Source organism: Parapedobacter sp. (assembly GCF_035556095.1).
Classification (GTDB): domain Bacteria; phylum Bacteroidota; class Bacteroidia; order Sphingobacteriales; family Sphingobacteriaceae; genus Parapedobacter.
In genome coordinates this window covers 1-24,724 of sequence record NZ_DATMFT010000016.1, presented here as the reverse complement: position 1 = coordinate 24,724, position 24,724 = coordinate 1, and the positions used below count along the sequence as shown (strand labels likewise).

The window sequence follows — 24,724 nt, the reverse complement described above, 5'->3', positions numbered from 1 at the left end:
TACTTAAACAATCTGCTAATGCCAATTGCATGACACTTGACTACGCAAAGCTAATATAAAAGTGCAAACGGAAGGCTATAAACCGAAAATTGTCCTCGCTGGCGGTACGCCTTGTACGCCTACGCCTTTGGCCACGAACAATGCGCCGGCATGGGGCTCTAAGACTAACTCGCTTGTTGTGAGCCCTTTCCTTGCGGAAGTAATGTATAAATCCTGAAGATTCCTTCCACCAAAAGTGCAAGAAGTTACTTGTGACACGGGCAGTCTAATCTCCTGCAGTTTTTTCCCCGTATGCGGATTCCATCGCACCACCTTCCATCCACCCCACAGCGCCACCCACAACATGCCCTCCCCATCGATTGTCATTCCATCCGGCCAGCCGTCTGAAGACAGCACGTTGATTACCACACGGCGGTTTGCTATCTTTGCGGTTGCCACGTTGAAATCATATGCCACCACTTGCTGGGTCGGTGTATCGATATAATAAAATGTACGATCGTCCGCCGACCAGGCCAAGCCATTGGAGCACGATACGCCCTCGATTTTCTTTGAAATCGTGCCCGAGCGATCCAACATATATAACGCCGCATCGTTACGTCCTTCTTCGTTCAGCGAGCCCGCCCAGAAGCGACCACGCGAGTCACATTTTCCATCGTTGAAACGGTTGTCGTGCAAGTCGGCTTCCGGGTCTCCAATATCTTTTCTCTCGCCGGTTTCTAAGTCGAGCAACGCAAATCCAGTATCTGTCGCAGCCACCACATGGTTCGATTGGGGAGTGAGTGCAAGTGCGCCGATTTGACCGGTAAAGGAATACGTTTCCGTCTGACTGGTTTCGGGATACCAAGCGAGGACTTTGCCATTGACAATATCTACCCAAAGCAACCTATTAAGCTGATCGTCCCAAACGGGACCTTCCCCCAAATCGGCTAATTCCACAGGTAGAACTTGATATTCCGTTACCAATTTCATAGTTTTTATATGTCAATGACCCGTGCCACCTTCATTGCGAGGTATACCCCCCATCAATCACGACCGCCTGCCCGGTTATTCCTTTCGCCCGTTCACCTGCTAAATACAACACATAGTCTGCGATCTCCTGAACTTCCAATAACCGACGTTGGGGTACCAATGGATAAATCACTTCCGCTAATACGTCTTCAACGGCAACATTTCGTGTCCGCGCCAAATCCGCAAGCTGCCCCCGCACCAGTGGGGTGTCCACATAGCCAGGGCAAACGGCATTTACGGTAATACCCTGTGAGGCGACCTCTAATGCAGCGACTTTTGTAAGGCCGATGAGACCATGCTTCGCACTATTGTATGCGGCCTTTCCGGCAAATCCAACGAGTCCATTTATTGAAGCCATATTGATGATACGGCCATAACGCTGGTTCCTCATCACCGGAAGAACACGCTTGATAGCATAAAAGGGGGCCGTTAGCATCAATTTTACCATAAGCTCGAATTGGTCAGAAGGGAATTCGTCGATCGATGACACATATTGCTTGCCTGCATTGTTAACCAGGATGTCTAGCCGTCCAGCCGTTTCAATCACTTCATCAATTATCGCTCCCAGCTGCTGCTCATCCGTCACGTCGCAGCCAACTCCAGCAACCTCGAAACCTTGCAACTTAAGCAATTGGGCTTGAGAGACCACTTCTGCTTCATTCAGATCCAACATCCATATGCGCCCCCCAGCCTGTGCCATTGTTTTGGCAATTTCCAAACCGATGCCGTTTGCCGCACCGGTAATTAATACAACCCTACCTTCCATTGCTTTACATATTTCTTACTTCGTTGCCATTCTTTGTCAACTCGCGGCCATGAGAAACCCCATCGCACCGAGGATGCTCAGATCCATTTCTCTCGATTGAATCATAAACTTTCAAATGTAGGAACGGAAAGCTGCTCACCATTTTTTAACGCGGACTCATGAGCAACGATGCCAGGAAGGGTATATGCGATGCTCGCCGCTATATCTACCTCGGGCGCCCGACCCGAAATGAGCGAATCTACAAATTCATGGGTGATAAATGTATGGGCTCCATAATGCCCACTGTCTACGCGGAGTGGCTCCGGCAACATATCCGTGTGCCACCACAACACCTGTTCGTAACGTTCCGCAGTAGGTTGATGAATTAGAAATCCCGCATCATCTGTTCCTATGGCTTCTGCCTTCTTTACGATGACTGCATCAAGACCCCGTGGATCTTTGCTATAAAAGCTCATTTTATCGCCGTGCCACTCACACCTCTCGGTCGGCAGGAGTGCGCCGCGCCAACTGATATTTACTTTGAATGCGGTACCGAGTTCACTTTTAAAAAGTGCAGTTTGGTTCCAAAAGGAATTCCCGTAGGGATTTCCTTTCAGCAACTCACTGTCGTCACCCCAGCCAATGCAGCTAACCGAGGCTAACTGTTCGCCGGTTACACCACTCAAAAAGGCTGTGCAATGGGTAGCGTATAACATGGGTGGCAACCCGTGTCGCCACGTCGGTTTGCCCGCTGCATCAAAGAAATAATCTTCTAGCCCTGGGTGGTGGTACTCGGCTTCGGCGGCAATGAGGTTACCGAATTGGCCACCACGATAAAATTCCTTTACAGAAATTGTATCCTGCCGGTATGCACTCGTTTCGGCCATCATATAAGTGAGCCCGGTTTGCTGAACAGCTTTCTTCACCATCGCACATTCTCGAATGGATAACCCTACCGGTACGGCACACAGCACGTGTTTCCCTGCTTGAAGGGCTTCCACGGAGTGTTGCGCGTGTAATGGCGCCGGAGTAAATAATGCAACTGCATCAACACATGGGTCCTTGAGCAGTTCTGTTAATGATCGGTAGGCTTTCTCACACCCATAAGTAGTTTGCAGCCTTGCACGTTCTTGTGGTAAGGTTGCCGCTACGGCTTCAACCCTGCTGTTGGGGTGGAGATGAAAATAAAAACTGGCGCCAAATCCCGCGCCCACCACTCCAACCCGAATCCGGCCGTTAACATCCATATTTTCTTGTTAAGTTACGCAAATTTGATGTAAAAGAATAAAACCACAATAGTAATTAGCGCCCACCAAATAAACGGATTCCTTAGCCCACGTTGTTGAGCACGTTCTTCCGGACGCAGCGACAAACTGCTTCTGTTCCAGATGAGGCCCGTCAATTCGGTAGCTGTTTTCGGCTTGGTCACTAAACTAACCAGTGCGCATATTACCATACAGCTCCAAAACACGATACCCGTACGATTGAAAAACGACATTTCGGGAAAGACAAATTCAAGTGCCAGCGAAAGGGGAACGGTAAGCAGTCCCGCTGCAACAGCACCGGAATGGGTGGTCCGCTTCCATAAGATCCCCAATAAGAACATCGTGGCAATACCCGGCGTAAAATAACCGTACGCATTCATCAGATAAATAAATATCGGTTTCTCAGAATACAGCGCCAATAAGCCCGTACAGACGATACCCAACACAATCACAACCATGCCGGATAACCGACCGAATCTGACTGATTCTTTCTCTGTGGATTGTGGCCGAATATAAGGCCGATAGATATCCATCGTCAGGATGGTGGTACATGAATTTATAGCCCCTGAAAGGTGCGACATTACGGCCGCAATCAGACCCGCCATAACCAATCCGACCAATCCCGTGGGCAACAGGTTTTCTACCAGTACGGCAAATAATAGATCAGGTTTCTCCAAATCGGGAAACAACGTAGGAGCTACCAATGCTGGGAAGATAATTAAAAATGGCAATAAAAACTTCAGATAATCGCCGAAAATAACGCCCATCCGTGCGTGCCACTCATTTTTCGCGGCAAGGGTACGCTGTACGATAAATTGATTAGTGGCATTGTAAAAAACGCTGATACACAGCATTCCACCCAAATACATTGTCCATGGAAAATCTGGATCGTCTGCCGGCATCATCAGCTTCCAGTCCTTGGTCGTTTCCAGCACAGCAGAAAATCCGCCGGCGGCATCAATGGTTGTAAAAGAGAGCGCTACCATACCTAAGATCAACACAGCCAGTTGAACCATTTCCGTCCATATAACAGCTCTTAATCCTCCTATTATCGTGTAAAGGCCTGTTGCCAATGCAAGAACAATTACACTGGTAGACATCGGAATACCCAACAATTCGTGGAGAGAAAGTGCACCGAGATAAAGTACCGCGCTGATTTCAACGAAAACATAGGTGAGCAGAACGAGTAGTGCATATATGGTCTTCGATGTCGCACCAAATCGCCGTTGCAAAAATTCCGGCATCGTGTAGAAACCATTCCGCAAATAAAACGGAAGGAAAATCCATAACAAGGCATTGAAACCAACCAAAATGGCGCCCCACTCTACCACCATCGCTACAAAACCGCGATCGTACGCTACCCCCATTACACCTACGAGTTGATGGCTACTGATGTTTGCTGCAATGATGCTTCCACCCACCATCCACCACGGAAGTTTATCGCCTGCCAAAAAATAATCCCGATTGGTATCTTTGCCTTTGCGAGAGGCGAACATCCCAAGGCCTACGACACCAAGTATGTAGACCGCAAATATTAAAACATCAAGTGTTGTGAAATTGGAAACCATGTAAATGTTGTCTACTTCAGTAGTTGATTCAGTGCAGTAATTGTCTGGTTCTCGAGGGCCTCTAGGGACCCCGCGGCAAATGGCGACTGCCAAACAGCATACATGTCATCCGCATACTGCTCTTCCGGTGGCAAATAGCCTGCATAGCCATTGACGATATTGATTACGGATACAGGTAAGGGTGCACACGCCGCACGTATCCGTTGTTGGTACCGGGAATACGTTTCATTCGGCTGTCCCACCAAACAAGAGTTTCCAATCTGCCATACCCATAGTGGCATAGCCACAGTATCCCCTTCGCCAACCGTTTTCCGAATCCCTATCTTGCGCCATAATCGTTCTTTTTGCACCGGATCTTCACAGACCGCCCAGGTCGCTTCGATGTCGGCTAGGGAGGGCAGCGCTTTCAATTGAAAAGGTACATGTAAAAGTGTCGCTTCGAGATGTGCTGAAGCGACTATCCGCTTTTTAGACCAAACGGCAAGTGGGGCTCCCGATTCTACGATATGGCTGTAATTTAATATTTCTTTTGGTCTGCCCATGGCTTCAAGCGTGGCCAAGACGGCGTATCCTAGCCGACGGCCATGCGCATCTGCTATCTCCGTATCGCCCACATATTGTTCGGCAGGTGCAAGCTCACCCGATGCCCCCTGTAGAAAGAGCACACGACCTCCTACTTGATTTTCTACTAACTCGCGCATGGCGCCGATGTAATCGGGCGAAAGAAGCTGATTGTCCCAAGCTAACGTTGTCGGGTGACAGGCATAATTTACGATTGTTGCCTTAACATTCCCCTCCGTATCAACAATCCGGCCTACAAGAAGGGTATGATCGGCTTCACTTTGCGGATTGAAGCCGACGACGACTCGGTTTTCGTGCGGCATTCGCAAATCCCGATTTGTCGCTAAATCGCAGGTGCCATACCGCCAATCCAAAACCGACGTTGTCGCATTTTTAAGTGCCTCACGGATAGCGCCTACTGCCTTTTTCTTTAACTGAAGTAAGTAAGGCGCAATCCAGTTACCCCCAGGTTTGGAGGCATCAGCCTTAGACAAACTGGGGCCGGCATGGGTATGTGAAAGGCAGAACATTAAATGCGTTTCGGGGAGACCAACGGCCTCAAGGATACCGTGCCGTAATTCCAATTCGTCATCGGCGTTCTTCCACCATCCCAAGTCAGCTCCGATGAGTACCAGCGGTTGTTCATTACGGCTGGCCTGAAAGGTAATGCAAGTAAGCGTTAGTGGCCTATGGAAACCCACTGCGTTATCGGTTTCACCCGCGCCCCAACTTCGGGCATATATGCCCAGCGGCGGATTGATTTCGATTTGGGATACCCCGATAAACCCTGAAAATGCTGTGTTATTTGATTCTTGATTGTCTGCAATATCCATACATGTGATTTAAATCAGTGATAAGCCGCCGTCCATTAGTAACGTGCTCCCAGTCATTTGCTTATTTTCCGGATGACATAAAAAGACAATCTGCTTGGCAACCTCTTCAGCACTCATGAGTCGCTTAGCAGGAACCCGTTCTGTAAGTTCACTAACCTTATCTGGATTTGCCTCCAAATACCGGCCACTTAGGCCGGCATCCACATAACCGGGAGCAATTTCATTGACCAAGATATCGTGGGGGGCGAGGGCCAATGCCATGCACTTGCACAACATGGTCATACCGGCTTTGGAAACCGAGTATGCCGGCATATGTGTATGTACATGTGTACCTGCCCAGCTACCAACGAATACGACACGTCCCGGAAGCTGCTTTTCCAGCAGCTGCGCGGTTGCCGCTTGCGTCATATAAAATGCACCATTTAGATTGACATTCATATCCGCCAACCATTCATCGGCGGTTATTTCATGTATTCCGGCAAACCGCGTAACCGCTGCATTAGCGATAACCAAGGTCGCTGTTCCCAACGCATCATTGACCTCTTCAATCCATCGCTTCACAGCCACTGCATCCGCAATATCCACCTGCCGGTAGTCCACTTGCACACCATGGACTGCAATCCGTGCAAGTTTCTCCTGCACAGCATCAGGCGAACGCCGACCGCACAACGCTACATGAGCACCCAGCTTGGCCATTTCAATGGCGGTTGCAAATCCGATATCACCGATACCACCACTTATAATGGCCGTTTGATCTTTGAAAATTTTCTCCATTCAGATTATATATTAGCCGGTCTACCAATCGCCAACACTACCGTCCGGGTAGAAGGTACGTTGCAGCACTTCCTGTTGAAAAGGATGCTTTTTCACTTCCTCTTCGTTGATCTCAATACCTAGCCCCGGTCGATTATTTGGTTTTACGATCTGTCCTTTGGATTCTATCACAAAACCTTCGCTCACGACGTCCTGCCGCCATGGCACATCACTGTGCACGCTTTCGCAAATGATATATGAAGGTGTCGCAAAGCCGAACTCGATGGATGCCGCGGTACTTACCGGGCCTTGCGGATTGTGAGGGGCCACCGAAATCCGGTATGCCTCGGCCATGGCCGCAATTCGCCGCACTTCACTTAACCCTCCGCAATGCGTGATATCCGGCTGGATCACGCTGACCGCTCTCTTCTCAAACAGTTCGCGAAACGCATGGATGGTAACCAAGCGCTCTCCACTCGCAATCGGTGTAGAAACCGCACGTTGAATCAACGCGATATCATCCATCGTTTCGGGCCAACAGGGTTCCTCGAAAAAATAAAGCCCATAAGGTTCCAATGCTTTGGCAAACTGCATTCCCATCCTCGGGCTCGGCCGAGCATGGCAATCCACCATAATATCAATTCCATCTCCAACCGCTTCACGCATTGCTTTCACACATGCCTCGGCATAGCGAACGGGCGTAAGCCCCTCCAACGGCATGGTCTCGGGAACAGCCATAGACTTGAATGCCGTAAACCCGTCTTCCACGGCTTGCTGGGCGAGTTCAGCGAAACGGTTGGCATCGTCGGGTTTTGTTTGGTAGAAGTCTTCCATTTTACCACCGCCGAGATGGCAATAAAGCCGGATGCAATCCCGTACCCGACCACCCCAAAGCTCATGACACGGTACGCCATGTGCCTTACCGAGAATGTCCCACAACGCAATGTCGATACCACTAATAGCCGTGCCCCGAACAATTCCATTCCCATGCCAGAAATGCTGCCGATACATCATTTGCCAGAGGTGCTCGATCCGGCGCGGATCTTCCCCGATAAGCAGTTGGGAAATATCTTCTATTGCACCAACCACGGCACGCGTATGCCATTCGAGCGTCGCTTCTCCCCACCCCCACAATCCGGGCTGGTCCGTAACCACCTTTACAAAAATCCAATTCCGCATGCGTGCATGGCATACATACGTTTCAATCGCCGTAATTTTCATTAGCTCAATGGAAATTAAATAGCTGCCGTTGCCTTTTGTCGAGCCATCAACTGGCCAATCACTTTTTTGGTCTTCGCTAATGTCTCTTCGATATCCGAAACGGCGTGTGCAAAAGAAATACTACCTTGTTTAATCGGAAGTGGGAAATTAAATATACCCTCTTCAATAAGTTTATGACGATACGCTTTATCAAAGGCAAAATCATGGTTCACAGCCAAGTCATGGTAATCCACAGGTGCGTGGTCCATAAAATAAACGCAGAAAGCAGAGCCCTGTCTAGCCACATAGAACGGCTTATCGTAATCCGACAAAATATCATTCAACCCGGTTTCGAGCAAGTTACCTAACTGGTTTACATGTTCATATACACCGAATTCCGGAGACGAAAGCTTACGCAGCGTTGCAATTGCTGCGACTGTGGTTAACGGGTGCGCATTAAATGTTCCCGCAATCAGTACGCGCTTGTCTTTTTCTGGGTGCACAAAATAGTCCATATACTTCGCTTTGCCCCCGATGACGCCCATCGGATACCCATTGGCCACTGCTTTTCCAAATGTACTCAAATCCGGCATAACGCCGCAAATACTTTGGTATCCGCCTAATGCATGCCGGAAACCGGTCTTTACCTCATCGAATATCAACAGGAAGCCCTGCTCATCAGCAAGCGCCCTTAATCCTTCCAAATATCCCGGCAGTGGCTTCACAATACCAATATTCTGTAAAATAGGTTCCAACACGATGCATGCTACCGGAAAACGCTTTACAATATATTCAACCGAGCTCAAATCATTGTAATTCACGACGTGAATGAGCGAGCGGTGTTCTTCAGGAATCCCAGCCGAAAGCGCATCAATCGGATACTCACCGGGAGAAACACGCGGACCAACGACATCCAAACTACTGATTACGTTTGCGGCTACATCATTATGCCAGCCGTTGTAGCCTCCCTGCATGATGATTACATGGTTTCTGCCGGTCGCTGCACGTGCGATACGGATGGCATGGTATGTGGCTTCGGAACCTGTCGTTGTAATTTGGATCTTGTCGACATTCGGCACACTATCACAAAAGAGTCTGGCAAACTCCCCTTCCAGATTCGTCGGCCCGGCACCCATTAATACCAGATCATCCGTTATAGATTGTGCCACGGCATCATTGACATCGACATCATTATGACCCAAAAATGCAGCAGCAAAACCCGCTTGGTAATCGATATATTCCCGACCATCGATATCCCAAACACGACTACCTACCCCTTTCGCAAAACAAATATTAGGATCTGTTTTGCGATTTAACGAGACCACCCCCCCTGGAATAACCCGCTCATTTTCCGTTAAAAGGTGTAACGACTTCGGCCAGTTTTCATTTTTCATTCTTGCTATTTATTTAATTGAGTAACTCTTTTTATTTATCAAAATTAGGGTTGGCCATGGGTTTTCCATTTTTCGAGACGATTCGTGCATTCACCTCTTTAGGCTTCTTGTAAAGCATCTTTCCAATTGACCTCTGCGCAAAACGGCATATTCCTATCTGTCTTAAAAACGCGATTTGGTTCCAAACCCAAGCTAACTTACTCCGACCGTACGCCTTCTCATAAGACAAATTAAAACAAGTCCGTTCCCACCTGCTATATATCGTATTGCGGTATCTTCATCCATTCTCCGCCTTTCAAAGCAGAGTGGTGCGCTACAATACCCGCTACGGATAGGTTAAGCGCCAGTGGCATATCAACCAAGGGCGCCCGATCCTGAATTATCGCTGTAACAAACTCGTTCGTCAATTGGCCGTGGGATCCGCCATGACCACCGGCGTCTACACCCGGAGGCAATGGCGGCCGTTTAATGGTGGGAACCTCGTTTACCAATCCCTGGAATTGATTGTTGTAATATGATCCCTTCTCACCTCTTATCCGACCGGCTTCAGCACCAAAACCTGGTGTATCCCAACTTACCACCATTCTCGCCGATCCGTTCTCACTCGTCCGGAAATTAGCCACCTCTGTACCGAACGGATTCTTATACACGTTGTTTTGCGCCTGGAACTGATCTAAAATACTGGGAATACCCAAACAAGAAACTTCGGTAAACCGTTGCCCGGTTACACATCCATAATATCCATTGGAATGGGTTGGATAATATTGCGGTGGCAAACCTTCCCGCCAGTTGTTGTATCCATCTAGTGGCGTGCCGAAATAGTGGTAGTATTCACCTTCCGCATAAATAATCTTCCCGAAGTAGTCGCGTTTATACAATTCACGCATCGTATGCACATCGTCGTGGAAGGCTGATGTCTCGAACAGCATGTATTTTTTTCCGCTCGTCTTCCAAGCTTCCCATAGCTTGTCGGCATCTTCCAATGACCCGAACACCGCAGGTACAGCACTCGCAACGTGCACGCCACGGTTTAAAGCCATGATTGCATGTTTGGCATGACTTGGTGCATCGGTTGCTAGGAATACAGCTTCGATTTCCTTATCTTTTTTAAGCATTTCCTCCAGCGAAGGGTAAGTCCGGTCACAGCGAGCAATTTTTGCCATTTCCGCAAGCCGGTCCGGGAACAAGTCACTCACAGCAACCACCTCCACATTGGGGTGGTCCTGGAATCCGAATTGCACTGCGAATTTACAGACGCCATGTCCTACCAAACCTACTTTGATCTTCCGATTGGAAATCGATTGCCAACCCTCCGAAGCACGTGGGTCCGCAGTTGTCTTTTCAAACCCCGGAATAGATGCTAGATCTACCATATTCTTTCCGGAACTAGCTTGGGCGACCTGTTTTGCACCCGAGCAGCTGATCTGTTGCAGCCCTATTGCTGCTGCGCCAACCCCAAGGGCCTGTAAAAAACGTCTCCTTGATTGTGACGGGTCCACCGGTAAATTTGACAACTGGTTTAAGGCATCCATTTTGCTACTCGTTTTCATATACTTATTTTTTTATTAAAGATTCATTTCATTTGATTATTTCGCCCCAAAAAGTAAGCTCGGTGATGTGCATTGATATAGAACCCGACCACGTATCTTGTACCACAAAGCGAATATATCGCACGGGAGGCAGGTTATCTGCCAGCTTAAAATTTTCACCTGCTTGTGCATACGCTAAGTCCTCAGCTGTCTCCTGCCCCAACGGCAACCCCGACGGCTTTACGGATTCCAATGTACCTAAATAGGTCCACGTCGAAAAGTCTGTCGACACATCGGGCGTCGCTGAGCCCCATATTTCTGCCTTCTTAATGTTACCGTTTTTATAAAGCTGCGAACTCCAGTTGGGACTCAGCCGGATACGTTCGATGCTTGCAAGCTGTCCCAGATCGAAAGTGAAGCTACGCGGCAATGGGTCTGTTTCCAAATAAATATATCCGTATTCGGTATATACCTCATCCCACAACCGCTCGATATTGTATATGCTGCCCATGTTATATTCTGTATAGGGGAAATCGGCCGTATTCCATCGCTTAAATTTTGCTTTGTTCAACAAGTATTCGAGCTGAACAACCATATATTCCGAATAAAATGTATCAATCGATGTGGTGTCGGGCATAAATAACGTTCGATATTTGATGGGCGTTTTAGGCTTAAAATCGGTAAGTATCGTTCGTGCCTCTCCACGTGGCGTGGCGATCACAATTTCGTCGCCATGGATATCTTCATATACGACCTCTGTAGAAATTGCGTCGCTTGCGGGCCTGAACCAATCAATTTGAACGTGCTCACCCTGATAAACCGCTTTTTCAACTCTCCTGGTCTGTAACGACTCCTGATACCGCTCACCATAAGACGTACCGGGAACAGTAACCTTAACCGACGTGTTGCCTTTATCGTCAAATGTGAAAACATCTAGGGAATATACGCCTTCTGGCATACTATTTAACAAAATTTCACCCGATTTACCCGGTACGACCTCTTCGATTAGCTGTTCTGCCAACAGTTCTCCGTCGCTATCAAATACCCGGATGCCGGCAACTTTGGGGTTCGCTCCCTGAACCCACGTTAAAAGCATGCGATTATTTCCCGAATGCGCAGTGACGGAGTCGGCCTTGCTTACATAGACAATCTCGCCTTCCCCCACATAATCTCGGTAAGTATCATCCATTTTTTTACAGGATGAAAGCCCAAATACAACAGTAATTATTGTGAGTGGGATCAAGCTCCACTTAGCTTCAACGCGGATACCTGTAATTTTTCGATTAATCATTATTACCTCCCATTTCATTATTACCACCAAAAAACGCAAGTTCAGAAATTTGTACAGCCGGTAATCCGCCAAAAACTTTTTTTGTTCTCCATCGGATATAACGATATTCTGGCGTTCCGGGTGGAAACGAATAATCTAGACCTTTGGCAGCCACTTCTCGGTCTTCTGCAGTTAAAGTTGCCCCTGGGCCTGAGGGTTTCACTGCTTTACAGTCCATAATCTTCGTCCATCCAGCCCAGTCATCGGTCAGTTCATTAGTTCCCCATATCTCCCAATCTTCCGGAGAACAGTAATTATAAATGTGTCCATCTCCTTGGCGCATCCAGTACACAAAACGACTAAATTTGGTCGGCGTACCGAAATCTAAGGTGAAGGATAACGGAAAAATCGCGGCTTCTGCCGCTAAAGTCCCCATATAATTATTATCTGATACGATGCCATCAAACATATAACCATAATGTAAATTCGAAAAATGAAGATTATAGTCACTTGGTAAAATCGTAATCGGTGTGGGGGCTGGCAATTCAATTTCGTACAATGGTGTTAAGCCAACCAAAACGGTGTCTGACTTATTCTTCCATTTGTCCCTGACGAAAAAACCGAATTGTGATGGTTCGGCATCTTGCCCTCTTACGGTGAAAACACCATGCTTACTTTTTGTATAGTACGCATCGAGGCTTGTCCAATCCCCACCCGTATTTTTCATTACCTCGATGACGATTTCCGCTCCGCTTTGATTCATAAAATCAACCACGAAGCCACCAAAATCTGCGCTTACATTTAAAGAGGAGCTTACTAACTGCACAGGTGGTGTCATCGGCTGAATCGATACCTTTACGGCGCTCGACGCTTTCTCCGAACGGCTTATCGCATAAAGCGACACCTCCAACTCATCTGTGTCCCCTATACCCTCAATAACTAAACTATCTACGTATGCAGAGGCTTTCACTTCCCTAACGTTGCCAGATGGATACTCATATACGGCTTTAACGTATAATAAGTTATCCGCGACAGGGAGTAAGTAGGATAATTTCGCACCACCGTTTCTATTCTCTACCACCACATCACTTACTACCCCCGGTGCATCGCCACCTTCATTTAACACAGTCGGTGTTTCTTCTTTACAAGCTAGTAATAAAATACAAGCTGCACTGAAGTATATATACTTAATCAAATGTCTCATAACTGCTTATTTTAATTCTTTACCAGCCCGGATTCTGAACTAGATTTTTGTTTGTGATGAGATCAAGTTCTTTAATAGGCCAAAAATAATCCCTCAATTGATATTTTCTTGAGTGTAACAATGTGGGCACATAATATCCACCAGCACTTTCTTCCATAAGATTCCACCCTTGTACAGGCCCGTTCAATTCATTGATGGCTTCTTTCCAACGTCGTAAATCCCAAAGCCGCGTGCCTTCCAGCGCTAACTCAATTCCCCGTTCCTGATGGATAATAGCTCTTAAACCTTCTTTTGTTGTGGGTTTCTCAGGCAATACAGAATGCGCTTGCCAAGCCTCTTTTACAGATGCCAAGCCCGCGCGTGCTCTCACTAGATCGATATATTTGTAGGCTTCGTCGGTCGGACCGTTGTATTCATTAAGTACCTCCGCATACATCAAATACAAATCTGCAAGACGGATAATCGGTTGTGCATAGGAAACAATGGTGTAACTATTTGTCGCGGAGTATACGTTGTCTGCGTTCACTAATTTCTTTGCCCAGTATCCCGTAGGGGAGTACCCGTTTGTGGGCTTACCCCCCGAATACTGCCCGAATTTAGCCTGCACATACCAATTGTTTGTTTCAGCTTTGCGCCCCTGTCCATACCAGATGGCCCCATCGAATGCTAAGTTTCCGTAAAAACGGGGCTCACGCTCAAAATGCAGTTCAACGGTTTCATACCCTTCTTTAATATAATGGACGTCCTCAGCTGTTGCAGTACGCAGATCATACCGATTATTATAATTCCAATCTTTGTCCTCTTCAATGGGTACTCCATTTTTAGTGTAGAAATATTCAGCCATCTTCAACGTCGGACCGAGCGATGTGCCCACACCATAACCGGGTGTATTTCCATCCAAACGCGCTTGGGCCTGCAATTGGTTATCTCTTGCTTGATCATTGGAGTTCCCCCAAACGATTTCAGGATTCCATTTGTCGGTCACGGCGCCCCGAATGTTCATTTTCAAATTGGTACGTTCGGAAACCAGTGCTCCATTTGGATCATTCTCCCGATAATAATACAACTTATTCCCAGCCTCATGTGCTAAATCAATAGCTTCTTTCAACGCATCGGCAGCGAGTAACCATTTTTCATGGTCGTATGTAGCTGTAAAAAGTTGTGCGCCGCGACTGTCCGTAAAGGACGCATAATCCGGATTTCCGTTAAATAGCGGGCTAGCGTTCAACGTAAGCACCTGCCCTTTTACCGCCATACAAATCACTTTAGTGATTCGGCCAAGCTCCGTCTCTTCGGCTTCGATACGATCAGGTAAATCAACAAAAGCTTCATCCAGCAGTTGCAGAATGTAGGTGATGCACTCTTCAACAGGTTCCCGATAGACTTTCACCTCTTCAACGCTTGTCGAAATGGATAGATTATCTTTAATCAAAGGAATCGGCCCATACATCCTTAGCGTATAGAAGTGATAATAAGCTTTTAAAAATTTGGCTTCCGCTACCCACCGTCTTTGCTCCAATTCCTCCAATTCCGCCACCTTATCTATGTTATCGAGAAATATATTACAATCACGGATACCTTTGAACAATAGCGGTTCTCCGCCTACCCCACTCCACAGGTTAAAGAAAGGGTTTACAACATTCTGGAAACCACGAACAATGGATAACGCTCCCCATTCGGTTCTGAGTGACCACATTTCATTCGCCCCTAATACTGCCGGGTCATAAATGTAATTCCCTGTTTTGGGGAGATAGGAATAACACGTAAACAAGTACTTTTCTGCTGTATTCCGCATGGTAAATGCGTTATCTATCGTTGCCACATTATCTGGCACAACGTCCAGGTAGCTACAGGACGAGCTAAAAAACAGCGAGATGAGTATTAAAATTCTAATATTTTTCATGATTCGAATTCTTAAAATCCAATTTGCACGCCTAGGTTATATACTTGCTGTATTGGATAGCCCAGCCCCTCACTTCCCATCTCCACATCCCAAAGCTTAAACTTACTCCAATTGGCTAAATTGGTACCCGAGAAGTATACCCTAAGATTGTTCAAATACATTTTTCTCGAAAGGACTTCGGGTATTGTATAACCCATTTCCACCGATTTGAGCCTAAGAAAGCTTCCATCACGCATGAACCATGTACTTAATTGGTTATTGTTGTTGTTTAATATTTTCGAAAGCCGGGGCAATACCGCATAGTTATTTCGGTTTTCTTCCGACCAATAACTTTCTGCATATGCCTTTAGTACTTGATTTCCGTTAACAAATGGCGACGTCGATCCATTATTGTTGATCCAGAAAGAAGAATAAGCCGACCCTTGAAAAAAGCACGAGAAATCCAATCCTTTAAACCCGGCAGAAAATCCAAAGCCGTATATTATCTCAGGATCGGTGGGAAAACCAATAGGTACCTGATCCAGTGAAGAAATGATCCCATCGCCATTCACATCCCGATATTTGATATCGCCCGCTTCATAGATGCCGAAATTTTGCGTAGGTGAATTCGCGACATCCGCCGCATCGATAAACAGCCGCTCAGCTATATAACCCCATTGTTGAGAAAGCGAGTATCCAAGCTTTGATAAGTTGCGCTCGTTGTATTCGGGTTCTTCTACGACCTCAAAATTACTAGTTGCATACGTAAAGTTTCCTCGCCCAATAAGCCATAGACCGCTTGAAAAGGTATGGTTAAAATCTACCGAGAAATCAATGCCCTTTCCGGAAGCTTCTCCTACATTCGCACGCACGGGAGCAGAAAGACCCATAGTCACAGGGATAGACGCTCTATCCATCAGGATATTTTTCCGGTATTCCATAAAGTAATCCGCTTGTACGTCAAACTTGTTCCAAAATGAAAATTCCAACCCAAAATTGGTTTTGGTTGCGGTTTCCCATGTGATCAACCGATTGTCGTATCGAGACACCAACACTCCGCTTTGTCCATAGTTGAAATTCGTTCCAAATACCGCCCCCATCGCTCCATTGTTCATATCAACAGTAGAGAGGTAGAAGAAACGGTCCTCTGCCGCTCCGATGGCATCGTTCCCAACTAACCCGTAGGTGGCACGTAGCTTCAAACGAGGAACAACTTTTGCCACTCCTTCCCAAAACTTCTCGTTGGATACTGACCAAGCCACACCTGCAGAAGGAAAAAAACCAAAACGATTATCCACATAAAAGCGTTCCGAACCGTTATAGCCAAAGTTGAACTCAGCAAAATAGCGATCGTCATAGGCATACGTTGCCCGGCCGGAAATTCCCAAATTCCGATAGGGCAACGACTTAAGTAAGGAAGACGCATTGCCCTCCAGGAAATTGCGCATATTGTAAACGAGCAGCCCACTTATTCCATGTTTATCATTAAATGTCCGGCTATAATTCAGAGCAAGTTCAGCGTATAAGTTTGTTCGGACGATTTTCGGCCCTTCTGCATAACCCAGATATTCTGTCCCTGAATTGGGATTTATAGCATCTAACGTATACGTATTGGATTGGCGGTCAAAACGTGCCAAGTCATAATAAAAAGGTTCGTATGCCCTGGTCACGTCAAAATAAGATTCCCGATTCGTATTCAGCATTCCACGGAGGGTCAATCCCTCCGTAACGAATGCCAAATTCTGCTTCATTTCTAGCTGGGCGAGCATCAACGACTTGGAATAGTCTTTATAACCCTTAACCATTTCGGCATACGGATTCACCGAATTTCCTTCAAGGGAGCCGCCAAACATGATGTGTTGTACGTATTTATAATCTTCGGTGACGGGATAATAGGCGGGGAACAGCACAGGATTCGCTCGCATGACCATCCGATACATTTCCGCACCACCGTAAATTGGCCCTGTATAGTCATCAAATGTTCCATACAACCTTACGCCAACTTCTGTTGTCTTTGTCACATTGATACTCACATTGGAACGCAAAGCATAACTATTTAGCTTAATGTTGTTATTGAAATTATTCTTTCCGTTCACTCTTAAGACCCCATTATCCTGATTATAAGTGCCTGCCAGATAGTATTGCGCAACCGCACCACCTCCCGTCAGGTTGAAGTTCACACGTTGATTATGCGCATACCGCTTGAACAGTTCTTTTCGCCAGTCCGTAGTAGGAAAAGCCAGCGGATCAATACCTGATTCGGTATTGTCGATCTTGCTCTCCAAATATGGTGTGATCTCCAAGGGGTTTCTTGTGGTTACTGCCTCATTTTCCATCCGCATGTAGGTGATGGGGTCTGTCAGCTCGACATTTTTCGTTGGCGCCGAAAAGGAGTTTTCGTATCGGAAACTGAACTTGGCACTTTCCACCTTTCCCTCTTTCGTGGTAACCAATATTACCCCATTGGCTCCTCTCGCGCCATACAAAGCCGTTGCTGTCGCATCTTTCATAATCGAGAAGCTGGCAATATCGTCTGGTTGCATACGCGCGAGTTCCGTCGTCGACAGCTCCACGCCGTCAATCAGGATCAGCGGGTCTTTTTTATAACCGAAGGTGGTGACACCCCGGATGAAGAAATCGGCATTATCCAGACCCGGCTCGCCGCTGCGCTGATAAGCAATGACTCCTGCAAGCCGCCCCGCCAATGCAGTAGTTAAGTTACTCGATGGAACTTTCAATTCAGAAGGGTTGATGCTGGTAACCGAGCCGACTACCTCCTTTTTCTTTTGGGTACCATAAGCGACAACTACTACGTCTTCCAACATGGAGACATCAGGACTCATAATAATCGATATCGGCCCACCATTCCCCGTATTCCTCTCCTCAGTACGATAACCAATTAACGAAAAAATTAATGTGGCACCATTCGGAACAGAGAGAATGAATCGACCGTTTACATCCGAGCCCGTAGCAATGGATGATCGGTCTTTGACACTAATGGTGACCCCCTGTATCGGAGCCCCCAACGAATCGGTAATCAAACCAGTTACCTCTACCGACTGTTGCGCAGACACCATCCAGGGGACAAGCAAACAACACACAAGCACCAATCGGGAAAAAAGAATCACAGCAGGTCTTTTTCTTTCCATAATTAAGTTTATTTAGTTATAATGTCTACAAACATAAATATATTTTGTAAACAAAAAAAATAAATTACATTATTTTTCTTGACCTGACAAGCAATTGCAGTCCCTCCAATTCGCCTAATTCAAGTTTTAAATTCTCGTATTAGGCTACTTCTTGTATACCAACTCAGGCACAGCCGTCAAACGTCCGAGAGCTTATTTGCCGCCGCTAAACGGATTTCATATACGAATTAGGCTATAGAATCACATACCTAAGCGCGATTAAGAATTGATTGGAAAGATGCAGGAGTTGGTTTTTAAAAAAAGGAAAAGTATTAACACCAATACAACGCTAACCCTCATCCAGCGACTCAAGTTCGCCGCGGTGGAGATGGTTTATTAAGACCTTTTGAGCAGCCTTAAAATCCTTAGACTTCAATGCCTCAAGAATAGCACGGTGTTCTTTGTCAGTTTGTTCGTAATCATCCATATGGCTGCTCGAACGCCCCAACTTGAAATGGAATAATGGAATATTACTGGATATATAGATATTTTTAAGCTTTTGATTCCTAGCGGTATTGATTAACGTTTCGTGAAACTTGACATCCGCTTCACACGCCCCTCCAAAGTACCCGCTGTTCACCATGTTACTAAAATCGTCACAAATTTTTTCGAGTTCCTGAAGATCACTGTCTTCCAGCTTATCGCAGGCCAATTGCAGCGCACCAAGCTCCAGCACTTCACGTAATTCGCGGATTTCGCGGATGTCGTCCGTATTGAGTGATTTAACGAAATATCCGCCACGTTCACCTTTTTTGACTAAATTCTCCCCAAACAGCCGATTCAACGCCTCGCGGACCGCCACTCGGCTCACTTCCATTTTCTTCGCCCACGCATCTTCTTTTAGGCGGGTTCCGGGAACCAGTTGATTAGAAATAATTTTCCCCCTTATTTCCGCATAGACTTTATTTGACAACGACTCTTCTTTCATGTTATATACAAGTTCTACTTTAAAATGTAAACATAATGTGAAAGTCCAAATATAAGTAATTAATTATTGGAAGTAGCGCTTTTAATATATGGAGATATACTCAGTTAGAGAAAGCTCCTCTAAACTGATGTGGTGTCAACCCTTTGGATCGTTTGAATACCCGGATAAAATGAGCCACGGAATGGAAGCCGCTGTCGCGGCACACCTGCTGCACGGGTAGCGGCGTCGCCCTAAGTAGGTCGCAGGCGTGCGCAATCCTAATTTCCTGCACAAACTCGACAAAGGTCCGGCCGGTACATTGTTTGAAATAGCGACAAAACGTTGCTACACTCATATGGAGTAGCGCCGCGGCGTCTTCGAGATAGATACGCTCTCGGAGGCGTTCGCGGACGAAATGTTGTATACGATCCATGGATTCCTTGCCACCTAATTCGATATCCGTGGCGATCGCTTGTTGTAGCGACGTGCTATCGGGTTTATTCCCAAGCGTGGCCAATATCCAGAGCACAACCATCAACCGTCGATACCCGATGGCTTGCGGCATGGAAAGGAGCCATTCCGCTAGTGTGTCTTTGGTCAACCCATTAAAAGAAAGCGCCAATCCCGCCGTACTGAACAACCGCTTTAGTCGCCCATGTTCGGGCAGGTCGAAATATTGTTCACCAAGAAACGATTTATAGAACTGAAGCACAATGAACTCATACCCGTACAGGGAATCGGCCGATTGCCGCTCGCACCTAAACCAATGTGGCACACCAGGTGCAAGCAGAAACACATCGCCTGCCTGGAATCGCCGGATGGCATTTCCCACATAAAAACTACCTGAGCCCGACCGAATGAGAATCAGCTCGTGCGCATCGTGTACATGATAAGGGATATCGCAATCTTCTCCTTTCAGGTGCTTCACCGCAAAAGATTGGGTAGGCAAAATCGGTATGGGGCGCGCTACTGGATCCATCGTTAGCAAAATTAGTGTATAATTATGTTAAAAGAAAAGAACGAGCGGTGTTTACAACAGGAATAGTTGATGAACTTCGCCGAAATTAGTCGTATCTTTGTCCCAGGAATTCTATGTTTCGAGGATAACGCTAATGATCCATTTCTTTGTGAACCCCAAAAACACCGTTTACGGTGTTCAAACCGAATCAGCACTGACAGCTGAAGATATTGTCAAACTCAATTGGCTTTTTGGAAACGCCACGAAAATCGACGGGGATACCGTTGTGGGCGACTTTGTGGGACCACGTGCGGCCATGGTTTCACCCTGGAGCACCAACGCTGTCGAAATCACACAAAATATGGGCGTCCGCGGCATTATCCGCATCGAGGAGTACACACCGGTCATCCGTGATTTCACTGATTTCGATCCGATGATTTCACAGAAGTTCGCCGGACTGACACAGGAGCTATACACCATCCATATATCGCCCGAACCCGTTACGGAAATCGACGATATCGATGCGTACAATAAACAGGAAGGCCTGGCGCTGAGCCCCGAAGAAGTGGAATACCTCCACCAACTGTCCAGTAAGATTGGTCGCAAACTGACGGACTCCGAAGTATTCGCGTTCTCCCAAGCCAACTCCGAACACTGCCGGCACAAGATTTTCAATGGCACTTTCGTCATCGACGGCGAAGAACAGCCTTCATCGCTGTTCAAATTGATCAAGAAGACTTCCGAAACCCACCCCAACGAAATCGTATCGGCATATAAAGACAACGTGGCGTTCATCAAGGGGCCCCGCGTTACGCAGTTTGCACCCAAATCGGCAGACAAGCCCGACTTCTATACCGAGCAGGAATTTGATTCCGTACTTTCACTGAAGGCCGAAACCCATAATTTCCCCACTACCGTGGAACCCTTCTCGGGCGCCGCCACGGGATCGGGTGGTGAAATCCGCGATCGCCTAGCGGGGGGCCAAGGGGCATTACCACTCGCCGGTACGGCCGTCTACATGACGGCCTACGCTCGATTGCTAGCGGAACGCCCCTGGGAACACGCGATGGATGAGCGCAGCTGGCTGTATCAAACACCCGTGGATATCCTCATCAAAGCATCGAATGGAGCTTCAGACTTCGGCAACAAATTCGGACAACCCCTGATTACAGGCTCAGTGCTGACCTTCGAGCACGAAGAGGCCAACCGCAAACTGGGCTATGATAAGGTCATCATGATGGCCGGTGGCGTAGGTTATGGCAAAGCCGAGCAGGCCAAGAAGCATACGCCTAAAGAAGGTGACCAAATCGTTGTGCTCGGCGGCGAAAATTACCGTATCGGCATGGGTGGCGCCGCGGTATCGTCGGCTGACACAGGTGCATACGGCTCGGGCATCGAACTGAATGCGATCCAGCGCGCAAACCCGGAAATGCAGAAGCGCGCTGCCAACGCCATCCGTGCGTTTGTGGAGTCGGACCATAACCCTATTGTCTCCATCCACGACCATGGAGCGGGTGGCCACCTCAACTGCCTCTCCGAACTGGTAGAGGAAACAGGGGGACATATCGACCTGGATAAACTGCCCGTGGGCGATCCTACGCTATCAGCCAAAGAAATCATTGGCAATGAATCGCAGGAGCGCATGGGCCTCATTATCGGGGAAGACGACCTCGAAACACTCCAAACCGTTGCTGATCGCGAGCGGGCCCCAATGTACACCGTGGGCGAAGTGACCGGCGATCATCGATTTGTATTCCAATCGGGCTCAAGTGGCGAGAAACCACTCGACTATGCGCTATCCGACTTTTTCGGCTCTTCTCCGAAAACGGTGATGACCGATCAGCGGGTATCACATGACTACGCCGAGGTAGACTACCGTGTCGACGACATCCCCACCTACCTTACCCAATTGTTGCAACTAGAAGCCGTAGCCTGCAAAGACTGGCTTACCAATAAAGTGGACCGATGTGTCGGTGGCCGCGTAGCCAAACAGCAGTGTGTGGGACCATTACAGCTGCCGCTCAACAACGTGGGCGTCATGGCGCTCGACTATCGCGCTACCGAAGGGGTGGCTACCTCGGTGGGCCATGCGCCGCTTTCAGCACTGATAGACCCCGTGGCGGGATCGCGTAACGCCATTGGCGAAGCCCTGTCAAATCTCATCTTTGCGCCGATAAAAAACGGATTGGCCGGAGTATCCCTCTCAGCCAACTGGATGTGGGCATGCAATAACGAGGGCGAAGACGCCCGCCTATACGATGCAGTAAAAGGTTGCTCGGACTTCGCTATTGCCTTGGGAATCAATATTCCTACGGGAAAGGATTCCCTCTCCATGAAACAGAAATACCCTGATGGGGATGTTATTGCACCCGGCACGGTTATCATTTCTGCTGGAGGCAACTGCACGGATATTACGAACGTGGTGGAACCCGTACTCCGTAAAGAAGCCGGTTCCATATATTACATCAATCTATCGAACGACACCTTTAAACTGGGTGGTTCTTCATTTGCACAGATACGCAACAAAATCGGAAATGAAGCGCCCACGATACAGGATGCAGATTACTTCAAAACGGCCTTCAATACCGTCCAGGAACTTATCAATAACGGGTTGATTGCCGCGGGGCACGACGTGGGATCGGGTGGTTTGGTAACCACTTTGCTTGAAATGTGTTTCGCGGATGTAAATCTTACAGCTCAATACGACGTAACTGTGCTCGGCGAAACCGATACGGTGAAAACACTATTCAACGAAAACATCGCGGTGGTATTGCAGGCAACGGACGACCAAGCTTTTGAAGCACACTTTGCAAATGCCGGTATTATCGCTACCCGCATAGGGGTACCATACGAGGGTGATGAAATCGTATTCGTTAACGGTAACGACCGTTTCTCGTTTAGTGTAAACGAGCTTCGGGATACGTGGTACAAAACCTCGTTTTTGCTCGACCAAAAACAGACAAAAGGCAGCTTAGCGCGGGTTCGTTATACAAACTACAAAAATCAGCCACTCTCTTATCAATTCCCGGATCACTTCAACGGCCGGAAGCCTGTGATCGATCCGGGCAAGCCGCGGCCAAAAGCGGCCATTATCCGCGAAAAAGGTTCCAACTCGGAGCGTGAAATGGCTAATGCCATGTATCTTGCCGGATTCGACGTGAAAGACGTGCACATGACCGACCTCATCTCCGGCCGGGAAACGCTCGAAGACATCCAGTTTATCGGCACTGTAGGTGGCTTCTCCAACTCAGACGTATTAGGCTCCGCCAAAGGTTGGGCCGGGGCATTCCTATACAACGAAAAAGCCAAGGAAGCGTTGGAGCGCTTCTTTGCGCGGGAAGACACCCTGTCCATCGGTATCTGCAACGGATGCCAACTTTTCATGGAATTGGGACTCATCAATCCCGATCACGAGGTGCACGGCAAGATGCTCCACAACGATTCGGGTAAACACGAGTGTAATTTTGTGTCGGTTACCTTACAAGAAAACCATTCCGTGATGCTGTCATCCTTGGCCGGAAGCACGTTGGGTGTCTGGATGTCGCACGGCGAAGGGAAGTTTGACCTGCCTTATGGGGAAGACCGTTACCATATTGTAGCCAAATACGCGTATGACGCTTACCCGCACCACCCTAACGGATCGGCATTCGCCACAGCAATGCTTTGCGACGCCAGTGGCCGCCATTTGGTAACCATGCCGCATATCGAACGCTCGATTTTCCAATGGAATTGGGCGCACTATCCAACCGGCCGTCGCGACGAAGTATCGCCATGGCTGGAAGCATTTGTCAACGCACGCAAATGGTGCGAAACAACCAGTCTTCATGGCTGAAGAACTTAATATTGCCCAAGGCACCAAAGCGGAGCAGTACGAGGCATTGCTCCCCCAACTCGGCGCTATGGTAGCCGGAGAGTCGGATATGATTGCCAACATGGCAAATATATCGGCCGCGTTAAAAGCGCAGTTCGATTTCTTTTGGGTAGGTTTTTACCTCGTAAAGGCCGATGAATTGGTGCTGGGCCCGTTTCAGGGGCCGGTGGCGTGTACACGCATCGTCAGAGGCAAAGGAGTGTGTGGCGCCGCATGGGAACGGGCGGAGACACTCGTCGTACCCAACGTAGACACCTTCCCCGGCCATATTGCCTGCAACGCTCAATCCAAATCGGAGATTGTAATCCCTGTCATGGAACACGGTAACGTGATTGCCGTACTCGACGTGGACAGCGAATACTTAAACCACTTCGATGAGGCGGATGCGGAACACCTGACTAAAGTCGTCGCTTTGCTTTCTCAATAGCCTACCATACACGGCGCATCGTATCCGCCCTACCAAGTACATCTTTTATGCTTAACTAATCGGCTGTAGTTTTACGCCCACAAATAATATGATTATGAAAGAGCGTAGAGATTACATGTTTACCGTTGTGCGCCAATGGCGCGAGAGCGGTTTGACACGGA

Annotated in this window: 17 protein-coding genes; 2 read left to right on the top strand and 15 right to left on the bottom strand. The window is 47.8% G+C overall.

Going from position 1 to position 24,724, the window contains the following annotated elements; genetic code table 11:
• Positions 1-75 precede the first annotated feature (75 nt).
• The 15 genes from VNQ80_RS07275 to VNQ80_RS07205 form a co-directional block, all read right to left on the bottom strand.
• Entirely contained in the window at positions 76-969 is an 894-nt protein-coding gene (locus tag VNQ80_RS07275; protein WP_325636980.1) for an SMP-30/gluconolactonase/LRE family protein, read from the bottom strand.
• A gap of 31 nt (positions 970-1,000) precedes the next feature.
• Positions 1,001-1,774, bottom strand: a complete 774-nt coding sequence (locus VNQ80_RS07270; protein WP_325636978.1) for a 3-hydroxybutyrate dehydrogenase — start codon at positions 1,772-1,774, stop codon at positions 1,001-1,003.
• Positions 1,775-1,875: 101 nt separating this feature from the next.
• On the bottom strand, positions 1,876-3,000 hold the full coding sequence (locus tag VNQ80_RS07265) for a Gfo/Idh/MocA family oxidoreductase (protein WP_325636976.1): 1,125 nt from the start codon (positions 2,998-3,000) through the stop codon (positions 1,876-1,878).
• A 14-nt stretch (positions 3,001-3,014) separates the two neighbouring features.
• Complete coding sequence (locus VNQ80_RS07260) at positions 3,015-4,586, bottom strand: SLC5 family protein (protein WP_325636974.1); 1,572 nt, start codon at positions 4,584-4,586, stop codon at positions 3,015-3,017.
• Positions 4,587-4,597: 11 nt separating this feature from the next.
• Positions 4,598-5,980: a hypothetical protein gene (locus tag VNQ80_RS07255; RefSeq protein ID WP_325636971.1), complete on the bottom strand. Its 1,383-nt coding sequence runs from the start codon at positions 5,978-5,980 to the stop codon at positions 4,598-4,600.
• 9 nt (positions 5,981-5,989) lie between these two features.
• Complete coding sequence (locus VNQ80_RS07250; protein ID WP_325636969.1) at positions 5,990-6,754, bottom strand: SDR family oxidoreductase; 765 nt, start codon at positions 6,752-6,754, stop codon at positions 5,990-5,992.
• A gap of 21 nt (positions 6,755-6,775) precedes the next feature.
• On the bottom strand, positions 6,776-7,954 hold the full coding sequence (dgoD, locus tag VNQ80_RS07245) for a galactonate dehydratase (RefSeq protein ID WP_325636967.1): 1,179 nt from the start codon (positions 7,952-7,954) through the stop codon (positions 6,776-6,778).
• A 14-nt stretch (positions 7,955-7,968) separates the two neighbouring features.
• Complete coding sequence (locus VNQ80_RS07240; protein WP_325636965.1) at positions 7,969-9,327, bottom strand: aspartate aminotransferase family protein; 1,359 nt, start codon at positions 9,325-9,327, stop codon at positions 7,969-7,971.
• A 254-nt stretch (positions 9,328-9,581) separates the two neighbouring features.
• Positions 9,582-10,877 (bottom strand): Gfo/Idh/MocA family oxidoreductase, encoded by a 1,296-nt coding sequence (locus tag VNQ80_RS07235; RefSeq protein ID WP_325636963.1) that lies wholly within the window; start codon positions 10,875-10,877, stop codon positions 9,582-9,584.
• Positions 10,878-10,905: 28 nt separating this feature from the next.
• The gene (locus VNQ80_RS07230; RefSeq protein ID WP_325636961.1) at positions 10,906-12,045 is read right to left on the bottom strand and encodes a DUF4998 domain-containing protein; all 1,140 of its coding nucleotides are present in this window, start codon (positions 12,043-12,045) and stop codon (positions 10,906-10,908) included.
• A gap of 94 nt (positions 12,046-12,139) precedes the next feature.
• Complete coding sequence (locus tag VNQ80_RS07225) at positions 12,140-13,330, bottom strand: DUF5000 domain-containing lipoprotein (protein ID WP_325636959.1); 1,191 nt, start codon at positions 13,328-13,330, stop codon at positions 12,140-12,142.
• Positions 13,331-13,349: 19 nt separating this feature from the next.
• Positions 13,350-15,233, bottom strand: coding sequence for a RagB/SusD family nutrient uptake outer membrane protein (locus VNQ80_RS07220; protein WP_325636957.1), 1,884 nt, complete (start codon positions 15,231-15,233; stop codon positions 13,350-13,352).
• Positions 15,234-15,244: 11 nt separating this feature from the next.
• A complete protein-coding gene (locus VNQ80_RS07215) occupies positions 15,245-18,361 on the bottom strand; it encodes a TonB-dependent receptor (RefSeq protein ID WP_325636926.1) in 3,117 nt (1,038 codons plus the stop codon).
• 328 nt (positions 18,362-18,689) lie between these two features.
• Positions 18,690-19,328 carry a GntR family transcriptional regulator gene (locus tag VNQ80_RS07210; RefSeq protein WP_325636924.1) on the bottom strand — a complete coding sequence of 213 codons (639 nt, stop codon included), beginning with the start codon at positions 19,326-19,328 and terminating at the stop codon, positions 18,690-18,692.
• 100 nt (positions 19,329-19,428) lie between these two features.
• Positions 19,429-20,286: an AraC family transcriptional regulator gene (locus VNQ80_RS07205; RefSeq protein WP_325636922.1), complete on the bottom strand. Its 858-nt coding sequence runs from the start codon at positions 20,284-20,286 to the stop codon at positions 19,429-19,431.
• Between the two features lie 133 nt (positions 20,287-20,419).
• Between VNQ80_RS07205 and purL the strand changes: the two genes are divergently transcribed.
• The gene (purL, locus tag VNQ80_RS07200) at positions 20,420-24,097 is read left to right on the top strand and encodes a phosphoribosylformylglycinamidine synthase (protein WP_325636920.1); all 3,678 of its coding nucleotides are present in this window, start codon (positions 20,420-20,422) and stop codon (positions 24,095-24,097) included.
• Positions 24,090-24,563 carry a GAF domain-containing protein gene (locus VNQ80_RS07195; protein ID WP_325636918.1) on the top strand — a complete coding sequence of 158 codons (474 nt, stop codon included), beginning with the start codon at positions 24,090-24,092 and terminating at the stop codon, positions 24,561-24,563. Before purL ends, VNQ80_RS07195 begins: the two co-directional genes overlap by 8 nt.
• Positions 24,564-24,724 lie beyond the last annotated feature (161 nt).